Source organism: Gilliamella sp. App6-5, assembly GCF_001690525.1.
Classification (GTDB): Bacteria; Pseudomonadota; Gammaproteobacteria; order Enterobacterales; family Orbaceae; genus Gilliamella; species Gilliamella apicola_H.
The window spans coordinates 35,127-51,303 of sequence record NZ_LZGT01000075.1; the positions used below are offsets into that span (position 1 = coordinate 35,127).

Here is a 16,177-nt window from a genome sequence, read left to right on the forward strand (position 1 = left end):
AATAAGCTTAATTTTCTAAAGCGATCAAATTATAGCCACTAAAAAAATAGTTGGCTAGTTTTTGTCGAATTTTTTTGTAAAGGAATGTGAAGATGGAAACGATTCAACTTTAAGGCGTTGGTGATTTTTTAATGAAAATATGGTGTTATATTTCGAACGTTTTAACTTTTGTGGAATTAATTAATATTAGTAATAACGTTCAATTTAGGGATTTTGAACGATTTAACCGGATTTATCAAACAAAAGTGTTAGATTATTCTCTTTTTAACAACCTTGAGCAAGCAAGGAGAATGATCGAACAATGGCTCACCATTTATAATACTCAAAAACCGCACAAGACATTAAATAATATGACGCCCATTAAATATAAAACACAACCAGATTTATTAACAAAAATGATTATCCCTTATTTTCGATAAATCTACATCTGCTAATTGTACATAAAAAGCGTTGTGTTTTAATTGTTAAGATTGCTAGAAAGTACACAATTTTAATAAACTCTTTAACTTCAAAAAGTCACAAAGTTAAAATACATGCTAAATATATAAAAATAAATTTTTAACTAAGGCTTAACACAAGCCGCTCTATATTGCCCATAAGTTGATTCAGTATAATATAAATCTCCATCCCCTAAATCGACCCGAAGTGGTTCTCCCTTGTATGTATCGATTGTCCAATACCAATCTTGAGGATGACAAGGTTCCCAGTCGTCAAGACCTAAATAGTGATTAGGATGATTAAACAAAGTTCCCCATTCATTAAATAGCCCGCCAATCCACTTGCCATTACCGTCGCGATAGCTTAATTGTCGGCGATAACCGTTGATATCTCTTTCAGGAATACCTCCTGTCCAAATATCACCTATATTTGCGTTGGTGAAATCCACTACACTTGGCATTCGGTATCCAATTCGGTTACAGTAATCTTTTGCGTCTTGCACAGATGCATTAATATGAGCTCCTTGTGCTATATACCATCTTTCAATTTTAAAGCTATACAAGACTTTACTTTTAGCTCTATCAGAATAAAGCTTAAATGTAGAGGGGCTAAAATTTTTATTAGCACTACTGTTTACTGGTCCTTTTAGTACTATCTTTAAAGCTACATCTCGTGAGCCTTTTCCCCAACCCGGTGTTCGTGCAGATGATAAAGCTAAACTAACTCCACTCCCTGACTCAGGAAATACTCTAGCGCCATTAGCTGAGATAATATCTTCGGGCATTACGTTTGCTAATAATAAATAAAAATAAACATTATTTGTTCCTATCGACGGGAAATTACGTTGTGGATTGTTTACATCTTGTGGAACAAATCCTTTTCCTTTTGCCCAATCCGGACCATCTAAATCTTTATATTCAGTATTATTACTGGAATCATTTGATAAATTAGGTTGGGCATAACAAACCAATGGCGCACTTGGATCAAAATAATCAGGACTCCATATCCATATGTCAGCTGAACTTGCATCCCCACCTTTATCATATTTTAAACACGGGTTTTCAGACGATGATAATATTATGGCATCACTACGATGATTATTCGCTCGACCATTTTTACTGGTTAATGCCTCTAAACTCCATGAATACGGCAATAATAACAGTCCCAATACCAACAAGATTTTTCGGGACAATTTCGATAATAATTTAAGCGATAACTTCGAGGATATAAATGAGAAAAGTGTGAAAAATTGCCTAAGGGCGTTATTGGATAAATTTAAGACGCAGGTTTGCCAGTGTCTGGTGTCTAAAATGATAATGCATTACGTCCCACCTGTCAAGTAATATTTTGTTTTATTTCGATTTTTATGATTGTTCGCTTATTTAATAAGCTTAATTTCCTAAAGCGATCAAATTATAGCCACTAAAAAAATAGTTGGCTAGTTTTTGTCGAATTTTTTTGTAAAGGAATGTGAAGATGGAAACGATTCAACTTTAAGGCGTTGGTGATTTTTTAATGAAAATATGGTGTTATATTTCGAACGTTTTAACTTTTGTGGAATTAATTAATATTAGTAATAACGTTCAATTTAGGGATTTTGAACGATTTAACCGGATTTATCAAACAAAAGTGTTAGATTATTCTCTTTTTAACAACCTAGAAGGACTTTACGATTTTATTGTTCTAACACAAATATAGTTATAACCCAAATGATCTACAAACTAGATAGAATAATTAACTGAAATAAATCAAAAAAATATCCTCCGCATTTAGCTCAATTCAGACGGAGGACATTTCAAGTTATTTTATAAAAACGTAAAAATTTGCTCTTTCGGTAAGCGTGATTTTGGTCGGTGCGCATTGCCGTCATTTTCAGCTCGATAGCCTAATGTTGCAACAACAATACTTTTAAGTCCTTTGCTTTTAAGATCTAAGATTTCATCCATTTTTTTTGCGTCATATCCTTCGATAGCCGTTGAATCAACACCAATTGCCGCTGCTGCAAAAAGCAGTTGCCCTAATGCGAGATAAGCTTGTTTACTTTCCCAACATTGTTGCGCTTCAATGGTTGTGCTATTGAGCTTTACAAAGTGCCGACGACCTTGATCTTGCGCTTGTTTTAGATCGGCTGAAGGATATCGACCGTCTTTATCTTCTTGATTAAGCAGGTTGACTAAATGAGATTCGTCTATTGGCGTTTTAATACAAAAAACAATAGTGTGCGAAGCGCCAGTCACTCTTGGTTGATTAAATTCAGCAATAGCGGGTAAAATTTTATTTTTGGACGCATCATTATCAATAACATAAAAGTGCCATGGTTGTGAATTGACAGATGATGGACTGTTTCTTAAAACTGTTAATAATTGTTCAATCTGATCGGCGGGAATTTTTTTGGTTTCATCATAATGTTTGGTGGTATAGCGTTTTTGAGAAATATCAACTATATTCATTGTTGCGCCCTCATGAGTTATGTTTTCAATTATTATAATAAAGTTAAGTTATATCTCAACTTATCATTTTAATAGATTGTGTATTTATTATTTTATTAAAAAATAGAATATTAAGATCAAAAAATAATGATTGACATCAGCCATATCATTTGATAAAAATGATACCAATTTAGTCTATATTACAATCAAATTTGAGATTTTATGTTTGTTAACTATTTATCACTCGACCTCAGCTTCCTCCTCGCATCTTTTTGCGCGGATAGTTTTTGCGTGGAGTAAAAAGATAGTTTATTAAATAACTCTACAAATTAACAAAAACCCGCGCTGAAGTGCGGGTTTTTTTGTTTTTGCAAAATAGAGCCCGTGATAGCGCCAAATAAAAAGGAAAAAACGATGAACGATCAAGTCATTATTTTTGATACAACGTTACGTGATGGCGAACAAGCATTACAAGCAAGTTTGAGTGTTAAAGAAAAGTTACAAATAGCGCTTGCACTTGAGCGAATGCGAGTCGATGTGATGGAAGTTGGCTTTCCTGTATCATCACCTGGTGATTTTGAATCGGTACAAACCATAGCAAAAACTATTAAAGATAGTCGAGTTTGTGCCTTATCTCGTTGTGTTGATAAAGATATTGATGTTGCTGCCGAGGCATTAAAAGTTGCCGATCAATTCCGAATTCATACTTTTATGGCAACATCAACCTTACATGTTAAAGATAAATTAAAAATGACATTTGATGATGTCATTGAAAGGGCTGTGCACTGTATTAAGCGTGCACGTAATTATACTAATGATGTGGAGTTTTCTTGTGAAGATGCAGGCCGTACCCCAATTGATAACTTATGTCGTATCGTTGAAGCAGCAATTAAAGCCGGGGCAAGAACGATCAATATCCCGGATACTGTCGGTTATACTGTCCCTTATCAATTTGGTGGCATTATTCGTACCTTATTTGAACGTGTCCCGAACATTGATCAAGCGATTATCTCTGTGCATTGCCATGATGACTTGGGCATGTCGGTGGCTAACTCGATTAGCGCGGTTCAAGAAGGTGCTCGCCAAATTGAAGGGGCGATGAATGGTTTAGGCGAACGTGCGGGTAATACCGCACTTGAAGAAGTTATAATGGCCATTAAAATCCGCCAAAATATATTAAATGTTCATACCAATATTAATCATCAAGAGATTTATCGTACCAGCCAAATAGTGAGCCAAATAACAAATACACCAATCCCAGCTAACAAAGCTGTTATTGGTAGTAATGCTTTTGCCCACTCCTCAGGGATCCACCAAGATGGTGTGCTAAAAAATCGAGAAACATACGAAATTATGACACCTGAATCAATCGGATTAAATCAAATTCAATTAAATTTAACATCTCGATCAGGGCGGGCAGCGGTTAAACATCGCCTTGAAGAATTAGGTTATCACGATAAAGATTATAACTTAGATCAAGTCTATGCGGCGTTTTTAGAACTGGCTGATAAAAAAGGTCAAGTGTTTGATTATGATTTAGAAGCATTAATCTTCATCAACCAATTGAAAGATGAAAAAGAGCATTATATTTTGGATTATTTTAATGTTCAGTCAGGTTCAACTGTGGTTTCAACTGCTTCAGTCAGTTTATTAATTGGCGATAAAAAGTATTCCGATGCAGCAACGGGTAATGGTCCTGTCGATGCAGTTTACCAAGCCATAAATCGCATTACTGGCGAACCTATTTCAATTGTTAAATACCAATTAGCCTCTAAAGGGCAAGGCGAAAACGCGTTAGGGCAAGTGGATATTGTTGCCGAATATAAGGGGCGTAAGTTCCATGGTGTTGGGCTTGCAACCGATATTGTTCACTCATCGGCGCTCGCATTAATTAATGTATTAAATAATGTGTATAGAGCAAATCAAGTTGCCCAAGAAAAACAAAAATTACACCAAGATTAAAAAATAATTTATTTTGCGCGTTTAATAGCAAAATAAGAAAATTAAATGAGATTATAAAGGAATAAAAAATGTCACAAAACTACCATATTGCAGTTCTGCCCGGCGATGGCATTGGCCCAGAAGTGATGAAACAAGCCTATAAAGTATTAGACGTTATCCGTCAAAAATATCAACTTTCTATTACTACTAGTGAATACGATGTCGGTGGTGCAGCAATTGATATTCATGGCTGCCCATTACCTAATGAAACCCTTGAAGGATGCGAAAAAGCCGATGCTATTTTATTTGGCTCAGTGGGTGGGCCAAAATGGACTAACTTACCCCCCGACCAACAGCCTGAACGCGGTGCGTTATTGCCATTACGCAAACATTTCAAATTATTTGCTAATATGCGCCCTGCTCGCTTATATCAAGGATTAGAAGATCTTTGCCCATTACGGGCTGATATTGCCCAGCGTGGTTTTGATATTTTATGCATGCGCGAATTAACTGGTGGTATCTATTTTGGTTTGCCAAAAGGACGAGAAGGAAGTGGTGCGCAAGAAAAGGCTTTTGATACTGAAGTGTATCACCGTTTTGAAATCGAACGCATCGCTAAAATGGGTTTTGAAGCCGCACGTTTACGCCGAAAAAAAGTGACATCAATTGATAAAGCTAATGTACTACAAACCTCAATTTTATGGCGCGAAGTGGTTAGCGAAGTAGCTAAAAGCTATCCCGATGTTACACTTGAGCATATGTATATCGATAATGCTACGATGCAATTAGTTAAAGATCCTTCACAGTTTGACGTAATTTTATGTTCAAATTTATTTGGTGATATCTTGTCTGATGAATGCGCTATGATAACAGGTTCTATGGGTATGTTACCTTCTGCCAGCCTTAACGAGCAAGGTTTTGGATTATACGAACCCGCGGGCGGAAGTGCGCCAGATATTGCAGGTAAAAATATTGCTAATCCTACAGCACAAATTCTATCTTTAGCATTACTAGTACGTTATAGCTTAAAAAGAGATGATATTGCGTCAGCTATCGAAACAGCCGTAAATAAAGCATTAGAACAAGGCTATCGTACTATCGATCTTGCCCAAAAAGAACAAGCCGTTTCAACTGACGAAATGGGAGACATTATTTGTAAGCTCATTTAATCAGATTGATGTTATTTATTGTATCACTTAGGGATAAGCCAAGTAGGCAAAATAAACAACTACTTGTATCCCTCTTAAATGCGACTAATTAAGCTTAGTATTCATAAAATTATGTCTAAAACCCAACGCAGTATAAGTTGTAAAAATAATAAGGAATATGCAATGTCAAAAACACTGTATCAAAAATTATATGATGCGCACGTCGTTTATGAAGCACCAAACGAAACGCCTATTTTATATATCGATCGTCATTTAGTGCATGAAGTCACCTCACCACAAGCATTTGATGGTTTGCGCGCAATGAATCGTAAGGTGCGTCAGCCTCATAAAACTTTTGCGACCATGGATCACAATACTTCAACCAAAAGTAATGATTTAAATGCTTGCAGCGAAATGGCCCGCATTCAATTAACTGAGTTGGCAAAAAATGCCAAAGAGTTTGGTGTTTCGTTATATGATTTACAAAGTCCATTACGTGGTATTGTCCATGTAGTCGGTCCTGAACAAGGGATGACTTTACCCGGTATGACTATTGTATGTGGTGATTCTCATACCGCAACACATGGCGCGTTTGGCGCACTAGCATTTGGGATTGGCACCTCTGAAGTTGAGCATGTCCTAGCCACTCAAACCTTAAAACAAGGTCGAGCTAAAACCATGAAAATCGAGGTCAAAGGTCAAGTAGCTGAAGGAATCACTGCCAAAGATATTATATTAGCGATTATTGGTAAAACCACTAGTGCTGGTGGTACTGGGCATGTGGTTGAATTTTGTGGAGATGCGATTAAAGCATTATCAATGGAAGGTCGAATGACATTATGCAATATGGCAATCGAAATGGGGGCTAAAGCTGGCATTATTGCACCAGATGAAGTGACTTTTGAGTACTTAAAAGGTCGTCAATTTTCTCCAAAGGGTGAAGATTTTGAAAAAGCTGTTGCCTATTGGAAAACCCTAAAAACCGATGACGGCGCACAGTTTGACACCGTGGTCACACTTGAAGGTAAAGATATTGCACCTCAAGTCACTTGGGGAACAAATCCAGGTCAAGTCACGTCCATTGATGCAACAGTACCCAATCCCGATGGTTTTTCTGATCCTATAGAGAAACATTCCGCAGAGCGCGCATTAACTTATATGGGATTAACCGCTGGCACCAAAATGACAGATATTAAGATCAACAAAGTGTTTATTGGCTCGTGTACAAATTCGCGCATAGAAGATTTACGCGCAGCTGCGCAAATTGCTAAAGGTCGTAAAGTGGCAGAGGGTGTACAAGCATTAGTCGTGCCAGGCTCAGGTCCTGTCAAAGAACAAGCCGAAGCCGAAGGATTAGATAAAATTTTTATCGACGCTGGTTTTGAATGGCGGTTACCGGGTTGTTCAATGTGCCTTGCAATGAATGACGATAAATTAGCACCAGGGGATCGCTGCGCATCAACCAGTAATCGTAATTTTGAAGGGCGCCAAGGGCGAGATGCCAGAACACATTTAGTTAGTCCTGCTATGGCAGCAGCCGCGGCTATTACTGGTCATTTTACTGATATTCGCAAACCGTTTTAAGGAGACTTGTCATGGCTAAATTTACAAAACATACCGGATTAGTTGTTCCTTTGGACGCAGCTAATGTTGATACAGATGCAATCATTCCAAAGCAATTTTTACAGAAAGTAACACGTACTGGATTTGGTCAACATGCCTTTCATGAATGGCGCTTTTTAGATGATGCTGGTAAGCAGCCTAATCCTGAATTTATCTTGAATAAACCCCGCTATAAAGGTGCCAGCATTTTATTAGCACGTGAAAATTTTGGATGTGGTTCTTCTCGTGAACATGCCCCTTGGGCACTTGCTGATTATGGATTTAAAACCATCATTGGTTCAAGCTTTGCCGATATCTTTTATAATAACTCATTTAACAATCAGTTATTGTTGGTCAATTTGTCCGAAGAAGATGTTGATGAGCTGTTTAAAATTGTCGAAGCCAATGAAGGCATTGAGTTTACCATTGATTTAGTCAATGAAGTAGTTATTGCCGGCGACAAGCAATATACATTTAAAATCGATGCATTTAAACGTCATTGCTTGTTAAATGGGTTAGATAATATTGGCTTAACCTTGCAACATGAAGATGCGATTAGCGACTTTGAACAGAAAATCCCTTCATTTTTAGCTTAACTTTAACTTTTGGGCGCTTATTTGCGCCCAATAATGAGAATCGACAATGGCAACACATCATGACAATGTAAAACAGCAGTTTGGCGAACAAGCTAATGCCTATTTAACCAGTAAAGTACATGCTCAAGGAGCTGATCTTGAATATTTATCTAACCTACTTATATCACATTCCGAGGCAAACCTACTTGATATGGGATGTGGCGCAGGTCATGTCAGTTTTATTGCGGCAAAATATGTTAAACATGTTACAGCCTATGATCTTTCAAATGAAATGTTATCGGTTGTAGCGCAAACAGCAAAAGAGCGCAGTTTACAAAATATAACCGTTAAGCAAGGTTATGCGGAATATCCACCTTTTGCTGATAATCAATTTGATATTGTTGTCAGCCGTTATTCAGCTCATCATTGGCATGATGTTGGTAAAAGTATTCGAGAAATATATCGCATAACTAAACTAGGCGGCAAATTAATTATTATGGATGTTGTTTCACCTGGTCACCCTGTATTAGATATTTGGCTACAAACTGTTGAATCCCTGCGTGACACATCACACGTTCGTGATTATACACCTGGCGAATGGTCAACTTTTTTGACTGAAGCTGGTTTTGTCATTAATAAGATTGTCCGTCATCGTTTAACACTCTCTTTTGATACATGGGTTAAACGAATGCGTACTCCTGAACAGTTAATTGAGGCAATACGAATTTACCAAGAAACGGCAGCCGACGATACAAAAAATTATTTTGAACTTCAAATAGATGGTTCTTTTACTACGGATATGATGATTATTGAAACTGAAAAAGTTATCTAAAATGATCCGTTGTCATAAACAGCTTTACATTTAAAGCTGTTTACGTTGGCTTGATGGTGGAATTGATAAGGCTTCACGGTATTTTGCTACGGTGCGACGGGCAATCATAATACCTTGTTCTTCAAGCATCGAAACTAATTTACTATCACTTAATGGCTTTTTACTATTTTCTGCCGATATATATTTTTTAATTAATGCTTGGATAGCAGTAGATGAAACCTCACCGCCTGAATCATTATTAACATGACTTGAGAAAAAGAATTTAAGTTCATAAATTCCACTTGGACAATGCAGATATTTTTGAGTTGTTACACGAGAAATGGTCGATTCATGCATATCAATTGCCGTTGCAACATCAGACAAAATCATTGGTTTCATGTATTCAGCACCGTGTTCAAAAAAGGCTTGCTGATGCTCAACAATAAATTGGCTGACTTTTAATAAGGTTTCGTTACGGTTTTCGATGCTTTTAATAAACCAATTAGCTTCTTGCAGATGAGATCTAATATATTGCCCATCACTTTCATTAGCTAATTTTACCATATCGGCGTATTGCTGGTTAATACGTAAAGCTGGCACCGTATCGCTATTTAGATACACAACCCATTTTCCTTGTACCTTTTTTACCATGACATCAGGTATGACATAGTCTGGAGAAGCTGTATTAACCAAATCGCCAGGATAAGGTTGTAAACGTTGTATAAAGTCAACAGCCTCTTTTAATTGTTCATCTGTTGTATTTAACACTTTTTTTAAGTTTCTATAATCGCGTATGGCTAATAACTCTAAATAATTATCGATAATTTTTTTAACTAACGGTGGAGCATCTAAATGTTGAATTTGAATAGACAAACACTCTTGCAACGATCTGGCACCAACACCGATAGGATCAAAATTCCATATTCGTTTCAATACTGCTTCAACTTCGGCAATTTCAATTTCATCATTACCTTGCTCTTCAAGTATTTCTTCTGTTGAAACTGTTAAATAGCCTCTCTCATCTATAGCTTCAATAATAGATACCGCTATCGCCCTATCAGTATCGCTAAAGGGTGTTAGTTCAAGTTGCCATTCTAGATAATCATGTAATGTTTCGTGAGTTTCACCTTGATAGATAGGCAATTCATCATTACGATAATCTGAGTTAGTTCCAGATGGAGTTCCTGCACTATAAATATCATCTAAAGATGCATCCAGTGGAATATCATCGGGAATCTCTTTGCTATCTAAAGCCTCACGCGTATCAATATTTTCTGTTTCATCGTTTTGTTTAACGTTCACTTCGTCATATTGATCATCAACTTCAAGCAATGGATTGTTTTCAAGCGCAGTTTGTATTTCTTGTTGGAGTTCTAAAGTTGACAACTGTAGTAATTTAATCGCCAATTGTAATTGTGGCGTCATGGATAATTGTTGAGAGACTTTCAGTTGTAAACTGGTTTTCATCATAATCTGAACTCATTTCCTAAGTAAACGCGTTTTACATATTCGTTACTTAAGATGTCATTTGGTGAACCTTCAGCAATTAAATGTCCTTTATTAACAATGTAAGCACGTTCGCAAACATCTAACGTTTCACGGACATTATGATCGGTTATTAATACACCCAACCCTCGATCACGTAGATGCTTAATAATATTTTTGATATCTATCACCGAAATTGGATCAACACCAGCAAAAGGTTCATCAAGTAAGATAAATTTAGGATTAGCTGCTAACGCCCTTGCTATTTCCACTCGACGTCTTTCTCCACCAGAGAGAGATTGTCCTATGCTGTCACGAATATGCGTAATATGGAACTCTTCGAGTAATTCTTCGGCACGACCGATTTTTTCATTTTTATCAATATCTGTGCGCGTTTCTAAAATTGCCATAATGTTATCAATAACAGACAATTTTCTAAAAATAGAAGCTTCTTGTGGTAAATAACCAATGCCTTTTTGTGCACGCTCGTGTAAAGGTAAAATGCTGATATCATGCTCATCAAGATAAATTTTACCCGCATTTAAGGTCACAATACCAACCACCATGTAAAAAGTGGTGGTTTTACCTGCGCCATTTGGTCCTAATAACCCGACGATTTCACCAGAATTAACGGTTAAACTCACATCTTCAACTACACGGCGTTTTTTGTATACTTTAGCTAGATTTTCCGCTTTTAACATTGACATTTTATTTGCTCATCTCTTTAACTTGGTTTGGGATGATAGTGCTCTTAACTCGCCTATTCTTACCTGGCTGCGCAAATATTTGCTGTTTTTTGACATCATAAATAATCATTTCACTCACAATATGATTGTCTTGTTGAAATAACTCAGCATTACCTTGTAACACAATATTATTTTGTTTTACATTGTAAATCACTTGTGAAGAGTGCCCTGTGACAATCTTATTGTTTTTTGGTAAAATTTGTTTATAATTCACTGGCTTACCATAGGCTGTGATTTTTTGTTTTTCCGTATTTTGCATTTCAGTGACAACCACTTTATCCGCGTTTATGGTTAATCCTTCTTGAACAATGACCACATTGCCAATAAATGTAATAGTATTATTTTCAATATCAATCTGTTGATTATCGGCATCAATTGCAATGGGTTTATTATCGACAAACATCTTGGGATCTGCAGGCGTAGTCGGCCCATTTGCAAAACTACTTAAAGAGATAGGTAGCAATAAAAGTAATGAACAAACAACTTGTTTTAGCGAACTCATGTTTTATTTTGCCTCAGTGTTATAATATGTTTTTACATTTTCAAGTATGTTAGCCTTTTTTGCACGCAAATCACCTGCTAAACCAATACCGGTTGAATAAAATCCCACCCCATTAATGATGACAGGATCTTTGGATGTAACTAGCTGTGAAGTTAAATCTATCATGGCATTATCTGTTTTGACTTGTTTTAATTGGGATTCTTGTGTCAAATTATCTAATTGCACATCATGATAAAGGTACAAAAGTTTATCACTCGTTAGCGTCGCTTGCTTTGCCTTAATATGCCATATAGCTATATGTTGTTGATCATAAATCGTAAAATTGGGCAAATCAAATTCAGTATTACCTGAATTATCGTAATGCCTAACATTACTCGACTCAATTTTATAAACAAGTTCCCCTGATAAGTCGTAAATATCTGTTAACATGTCATCACTTTGATAAATCGGTTTATCTGATGCATCTTGAGTAGATTGGCTTACTGCTCCATCTCCTTTTTGATAATTGTAATAAACACAGATAACAACAATGAGCAGTAAAAAACAGATTAGATTTTTTTTATTCATAACATACGTTATTCACATTAATTAGAAATTATTATTTCGAATGTCCAAAATTTTAATTATTTTACTTTATTTTTTATTAAATTAATATCGAACATTAAAAGAAGTTAAATCGTTTTGTAGCAATAATTCACAAATATTTATATGTGAAATACGCGACGAGGCAGGACCGCCATTTTCAATCCATTTTGTTAATTTGGCTATTTGTAAGTCGTCACCTTGAGCAATAATTTCAACATCGCCGTTCTCTAAATTGCGAACATAGCCAACTAATCCTAGCGTTTTGGCTTGCTGATAAGTAAAAAAACGAAATCCAACGCCTTGCACTCGACCACTCACATTTATTTTAACTTTCTTAATCATCCTACAATCCCCACTATTATTAACTCAAGCATAGTTATCGTAATGATGAATAGAATTATTCAGATTGTAAGCAGAGAATAATCATTTACCATCATCAGTCACTAACTTATCCCCAAAATAGACCCCATTCTACTCATAAATACCACACTAGTAAGTTTAATATAAGATAACGTAATAATATTACTATAAAATTGTTATTATTCGATTTTATTTATTTTGTTTTTAATAAAATAACCATTAGAATTAATAATAGATTATAAAAACAATGGAAATAAAAAATGGTATTGAACTATAAAAAAAGCCTGTTCTTATTTTGGCTATTATCAATATTAAGCTACTATACACTTTATTCCTGTACTTTTGCTAATGTTGAAATTGATAAACAAAAAATTGGCAAGGTCGTTGATGAATTTAATGGAGTGAAAGTCTATTATAATGGTAGCATCTATAATGTGAGTGGAAGAAATGTCGCTAAAGACGGCTATAACTTAGGCCAGAAGTATCAATGTGTTGAGTTTATTAAACGCTATTATTATCAGCGTTTTAATCATAAAATGCCAAATAGCTATGGCCATGCTAAAGATTTTTTTGACCCATCAATTGCTGATGGAAAGATCAATCGCCAACGTAATTTACTACAATTTCATAATGGCTCGCCCACTAAACCACAAGTTGATGATATTATTGTTCTTAATTGGTCTAGCTATGGGCATGTTGCTATTATCAGTAAAGTAACTGACACCGAAATTGAAATTGTGCAACAAAACCCTGGACCCAATGCAAGCAGTCGAGCAACGTTTCCTTTAGTTTTTAAAAATGGAATATGGACAATAGAGATTGCTGGAGTTTTAGGTTATTTGCGTAAAATTCAATAACCGTCAAAATAAATCAGATTATAAAAAGATAAAAACATAATTTTATTCATAACATAAAAAAGAACAATCGAGTACTTTAATAGATACTAATCAATAAATCATTCATTCTTCTGCTTGGATACTATTTTTATTGTCTCTAAAATAGTTTTCGGTTTAGCTGTTTTTTTAATACCGTGTTTATTTTGTAAAAAAGTTTCAGGAAAGATAGTGTTTAAGTATAAAAAAGAGATAAAAAAAGGGTAAAACCGCAATGATTTCTTCTTTTAAGTGTATTAACGGTATAATAAAACCCGTTACGGCTGGATTTTAACTGTTACAGTTACCAGTTTTTAAATCAATATGCTTTGTAATTAATGGACTGTATTTTGATATTATTAATAGATAATTATGATTCTTTTACATTTAATATTAATGATTATTTATGCCAAGTTGGCGCAGAAGTTAAAGTGATCAAAAATGACGAAATGACAATTGAACAGGTAAAAGATCTCGCCTTTTCTAAAATTATCATTTCTCCCGGCCCTGGAGCACCAATTAATGCAGGAATATCACTTGCTATTATTGCCGAATTTGCTCATATTTGCCCGATATTGGGAATTTGTTTAGGTCATCAAGCGATTGCTCAATATTATGGTTATCGCATCATCAAAGCACCAATACCGATGCATGGTAAAGTCGATGAAATAACACATGATGGTCAGGGGGTATTTAAAGGAATCAAAAACCCGCTTTCAGTGGTTCGCTATCACTCATTGATTGCAGTTGAGAATTTTTCACAAAAAAATTCTCAACTGATTGTAACTGCTCGAAACAATCAAGGATTGATCATGGGATTGCGTCATAAATCGTTACCCATTGAGTCAGTTCAATTCCACCCTGAAGCGATAAAAACCGAATCAGGTTTACAAATGATTAATAATTTTGTCCATGAGCGATCTTAATATGAAAATTTATATAGATTTTGAAGGCCAGCATAAATATTTTTGCAATCCTATCGCCATTTTAAGATCGAATGATGACTCGACAATTCAACAGCAATTCGATTTAATCGAAAAATTTACGCAACAAGGTTTTTATGCGGTTGGGTATCTCGCTTATGAAAGCGCAACGGGGTTAAATAGCGAAAATAAAACAAAACATAATGATGAGGTTCATCAAGATTTGCCACTATTGTTATTTGGTATTTTTGATCATTATTCTATCGTTGAACAAGTAGAAATAAGTGATTATACACCGCCAAGTTTTGACTTAATTAGCGATACATCAATGGATGAATATAATCAAAAAATTGACTTTATTCGATCACAAATTGAATCAGGCAATACTTATCAAACCAACTATACTATCCAATTTACCGCACCATTTAATGAAAATGCTATTGATTATTACCACTTTTTACAAAAAAACAATCGGGCAGATTATTGCGCTTATCTTGAGTTTGACAATTATCATATTTTATCCATTTCACCGGAATTATTCTTTAAGTTAGACAATAATATTATTACCACAAAGCCAATGAAAGGAACAACCGCACGCGGCTTAAATAATCAACAAGATAAACAACAGTTAAAATTATTATTTTCTGAAAAAAATCAGGCTGAAAACATGATGATTGTTGATTTATTGCGTAATGATTTAAGTCGCATTGCAAAACCAGGAACAGTAACGGTGCCTGAATTATTTTCAGCTGAAAAATATCCAACTGTTTGGCAATTGACTTCAATGATTCAAGGTGAATTGAAAGAAGATGTCAATTTATATCAAATTTTTCAAGCTCTATTCCCTTGTGGCTCAATTACCGGTGCTCCCAAAACTAGCACAATGCAAATTATCGCAGATATTGAAAGCTCACCACGTGGTGTTTACTGTGGGACAATTGGCTATATTGAACCCTATATGAATAAAGCTCTATTTAATATTCCAATTCGTACCTTAACCATACACAACCAACAGTTGCGTTATGGTGTTGGCGGGGGGATCACTTGGGATTCGACATCCCAAGACGAATATAGCGAGATCTTGGCTAAAACAGCCATTTTGCATCATACTACTTCTACTCCAAAATATATCATTGAATCGTTATTACTAGATAAAGGGCAATTCTTTTTATTGAATGAACACTTAAGCAGGCTTGCCCAATCAGCTGATTATTTTGATTTTAACTGTGACATTCACGCAATTAAGTTGCAACTTATTAAGTTAGCAAATTCAATGCCTAACAATCTTTATAAAGTGAGAATTTTACAGCAAAAAGATGGGCACTATACTATTAGCAAAGATATAATTAACACGCCGATGGAAATTAATGAAATTCAACTTGCAACACAGTGTGTTCATAACCAAAATGTGTATTTATATCATAAAACTTCCAATCGTGAGCACTTTTCGGATTTAACTGTAGGAAAAGAGTATATTAATTTTAATCAACACAATGAGATTACTGAATTTGTTAATGGTAATCTCGCGTTGCTGATTAATGATCAATGGGTGACACCTAAAAAAGAATCAGGATTATTAGCCGGCACCATGCGGCAATTTTATTTGGATCACAATCAATTGTTAGAAAAAACGATTTTAAAAGATGATCTGGTAAATGCCGATAAAATCGCTTTTATCAATAGTGTTCGCAAATGGGTGGAAATTGATGATAAGGTTTTTAGACAGTTCAAACTGTCACTAAGATCTATTGCCATTTAAA

General features: G+C 35.3%; 16 protein-coding genes. 9 read left to right on the forward strand and 7 right to left on the reverse strand.

What is annotated here, in order from left to right; all coding sequences use genetic code 11:
- Positions 1 to 131: 131 nt before the first annotated feature.
- Complete coding sequence (locus A9G24_RS09215) at positions 132 to 419, forward strand: integrase core domain-containing protein (protein WP_065638751.1); 288 nt, start codon at positions 132 to 134, stop codon at positions 417 to 419.
- 143 nt (positions 420 to 562) lie between these two features.
- Here the strand turns inward: A9G24_RS09215 and A9G24_RS09220 are convergent, their stop codons facing one another.
- Positions 563 to 1,591 carry a hypothetical protein gene (locus A9G24_RS09220; protein WP_065638752.1) on the reverse strand — a complete coding sequence of 343 codons (1,029 nt, stop codon included), beginning with the start codon at positions 1,589 to 1,591 and terminating at the stop codon, positions 563 to 565.
- A 652-nt stretch (positions 1,592 to 2,243) separates the two neighbouring features.
- Entirely contained in the window at positions 2,244 to 2,888 is a 645-nt protein-coding gene (gene nfsB, locus A9G24_RS09230) for an oxygen-insensitive NAD(P)H nitroreductase (RefSeq protein WP_065638754.1), read from the reverse strand.
- 393 nt (positions 2,889 to 3,281) lie between these two features.
- Between nfsB and leuA the strand changes: the two genes are divergently transcribed.
- From leuA to A9G24_RS09255, 5 genes are all read left to right on the forward strand, one after another.
- Complete coding sequence (gene leuA, locus A9G24_RS09235; protein ID WP_065638755.1) at positions 3,282 to 4,829, forward strand: 2-isopropylmalate synthase; 1,548 nt, start codon at positions 3,282 to 3,284, stop codon at positions 4,827 to 4,829.
- Positions 4,830 to 4,897: 68 nt separating this feature from the next.
- Positions 4,898 to 5,977 (forward strand): 3-isopropylmalate dehydrogenase, encoded by a 1,080-nt coding sequence (leuB, locus tag A9G24_RS09240; protein WP_065638756.1) that lies wholly within the window; start codon positions 4,898 to 4,900, stop codon positions 5,975 to 5,977.
- A 162-nt stretch (positions 5,978 to 6,139) separates the two neighbouring features.
- Positions 6,140 to 7,540 carry a 3-isopropylmalate dehydratase large subunit gene (leuC, locus tag A9G24_RS09245; protein ID WP_065638757.1) on the forward strand — a complete coding sequence of 467 codons (1,401 nt, stop codon included), beginning with the start codon at positions 6,140 to 6,142 and terminating at the stop codon, positions 7,538 to 7,540.
- An 11-nt stretch (positions 7,541 to 7,551) separates the two neighbouring features.
- Positions 7,552 to 8,154, forward strand: a complete 603-nt coding sequence (gene leuD / locus A9G24_RS09250; RefSeq protein ID WP_065638758.1) for a 3-isopropylmalate dehydratase small subunit — start codon at positions 7,552 to 7,554, stop codon at positions 8,152 to 8,154.
- Positions 8,155 to 8,200: 46 nt separating this feature from the next.
- Positions 8,201 to 8,965, forward strand: a complete 765-nt coding sequence (locus A9G24_RS09255) for a class I SAM-dependent methyltransferase (protein WP_065638759.1) — start codon at positions 8,201 to 8,203, stop codon at positions 8,963 to 8,965.
- Between the two features lie 30 nt (positions 8,966 to 8,995).
- Here the strand turns inward: A9G24_RS09255 and A9G24_RS09260 are convergent, their stop codons facing one another.
- The 5 genes from A9G24_RS09260 to yccX all read right to left on the reverse strand — a co-directional run bounded on the left by A9G24_RS09260 (position 8,996) and on the right by yccX (position 12,604).
- Positions 8,996 to 10,411: an RNA polymerase factor sigma-54 gene (locus A9G24_RS09260; RefSeq protein ID WP_065638786.1), complete on the reverse strand. Its 1,416-nt coding sequence runs from the start codon at positions 10,409 to 10,411 to the stop codon at positions 8,996 to 8,998.
- Positions 10,411 to 11,136 (reverse strand): LPS export ABC transporter ATP-binding protein, encoded by a 726-nt coding sequence (gene lptB / locus A9G24_RS09265; protein ID WP_065581606.1) that lies wholly within the window; start codon positions 11,134 to 11,136, stop codon positions 10,411 to 10,413. The genes A9G24_RS09260 and lptB overlap by 1 nt, the downstream gene beginning before the upstream one ends.
- 1 nt (position 11,137) lies before the next feature.
- Complete coding sequence (gene lptA, locus A9G24_RS09270; RefSeq protein ID WP_065638760.1) at positions 11,138 to 11,677, reverse strand: lipopolysaccharide transport periplasmic protein LptA; 540 nt, start codon at positions 11,675 to 11,677, stop codon at positions 11,138 to 11,140.
- Positions 11,678 to 11,680: 3 nt separating this feature from the next.
- On the reverse strand, positions 11,681 to 12,244 hold the full coding sequence (gene lptC, locus A9G24_RS09275) for an LPS export ABC transporter periplasmic protein LptC (RefSeq protein ID WP_065638761.1): 564 nt from the start codon (positions 12,242 to 12,244) through the stop codon (positions 11,681 to 11,683).
- 81 nt (positions 12,245 to 12,325) lie between these two features.
- The gene (gene yccX / locus A9G24_RS09280; RefSeq protein WP_065638762.1) at positions 12,326 to 12,604 is read right to left on the reverse strand and encodes an acylphosphatase; all 279 of its coding nucleotides are present in this window, start codon (positions 12,602 to 12,604) and stop codon (positions 12,326 to 12,328) included.
- 278 nt (positions 12,605 to 12,882) lie between these two features.
- Between yccX and A9G24_RS09285 the strand changes: the two genes are divergently transcribed.
- From A9G24_RS09285 to pabB, 3 genes are all read left to right on the forward strand, one after another.
- Positions 12,883 to 13,479, forward strand: coding sequence for a CHAP domain-containing protein (locus tag A9G24_RS09285; protein ID WP_065638763.1), 597 nt, complete (start codon positions 12,883 to 12,885; stop codon positions 13,477 to 13,479).
- A 365-nt stretch (positions 13,480 to 13,844) separates the two neighbouring features.
- Entirely contained in the window at positions 13,845 to 14,420 is a 576-nt protein-coding gene (locus A9G24_RS09290; RefSeq protein ID WP_141673133.1) for an anthranilate synthase component II, read from the forward strand.
- A 1-nt stretch (position 14,421) separates the two neighbouring features.
- Positions 14,422 to 16,176, forward strand: a complete 1,755-nt coding sequence (gene pabB, locus A9G24_RS09295) for an aminodeoxychorismate synthase component I (protein ID WP_065638764.1) — start codon at positions 14,422 to 14,424, stop codon at positions 16,174 to 16,176.
- Position 16,177: the final 1 nt, after the last annotated feature.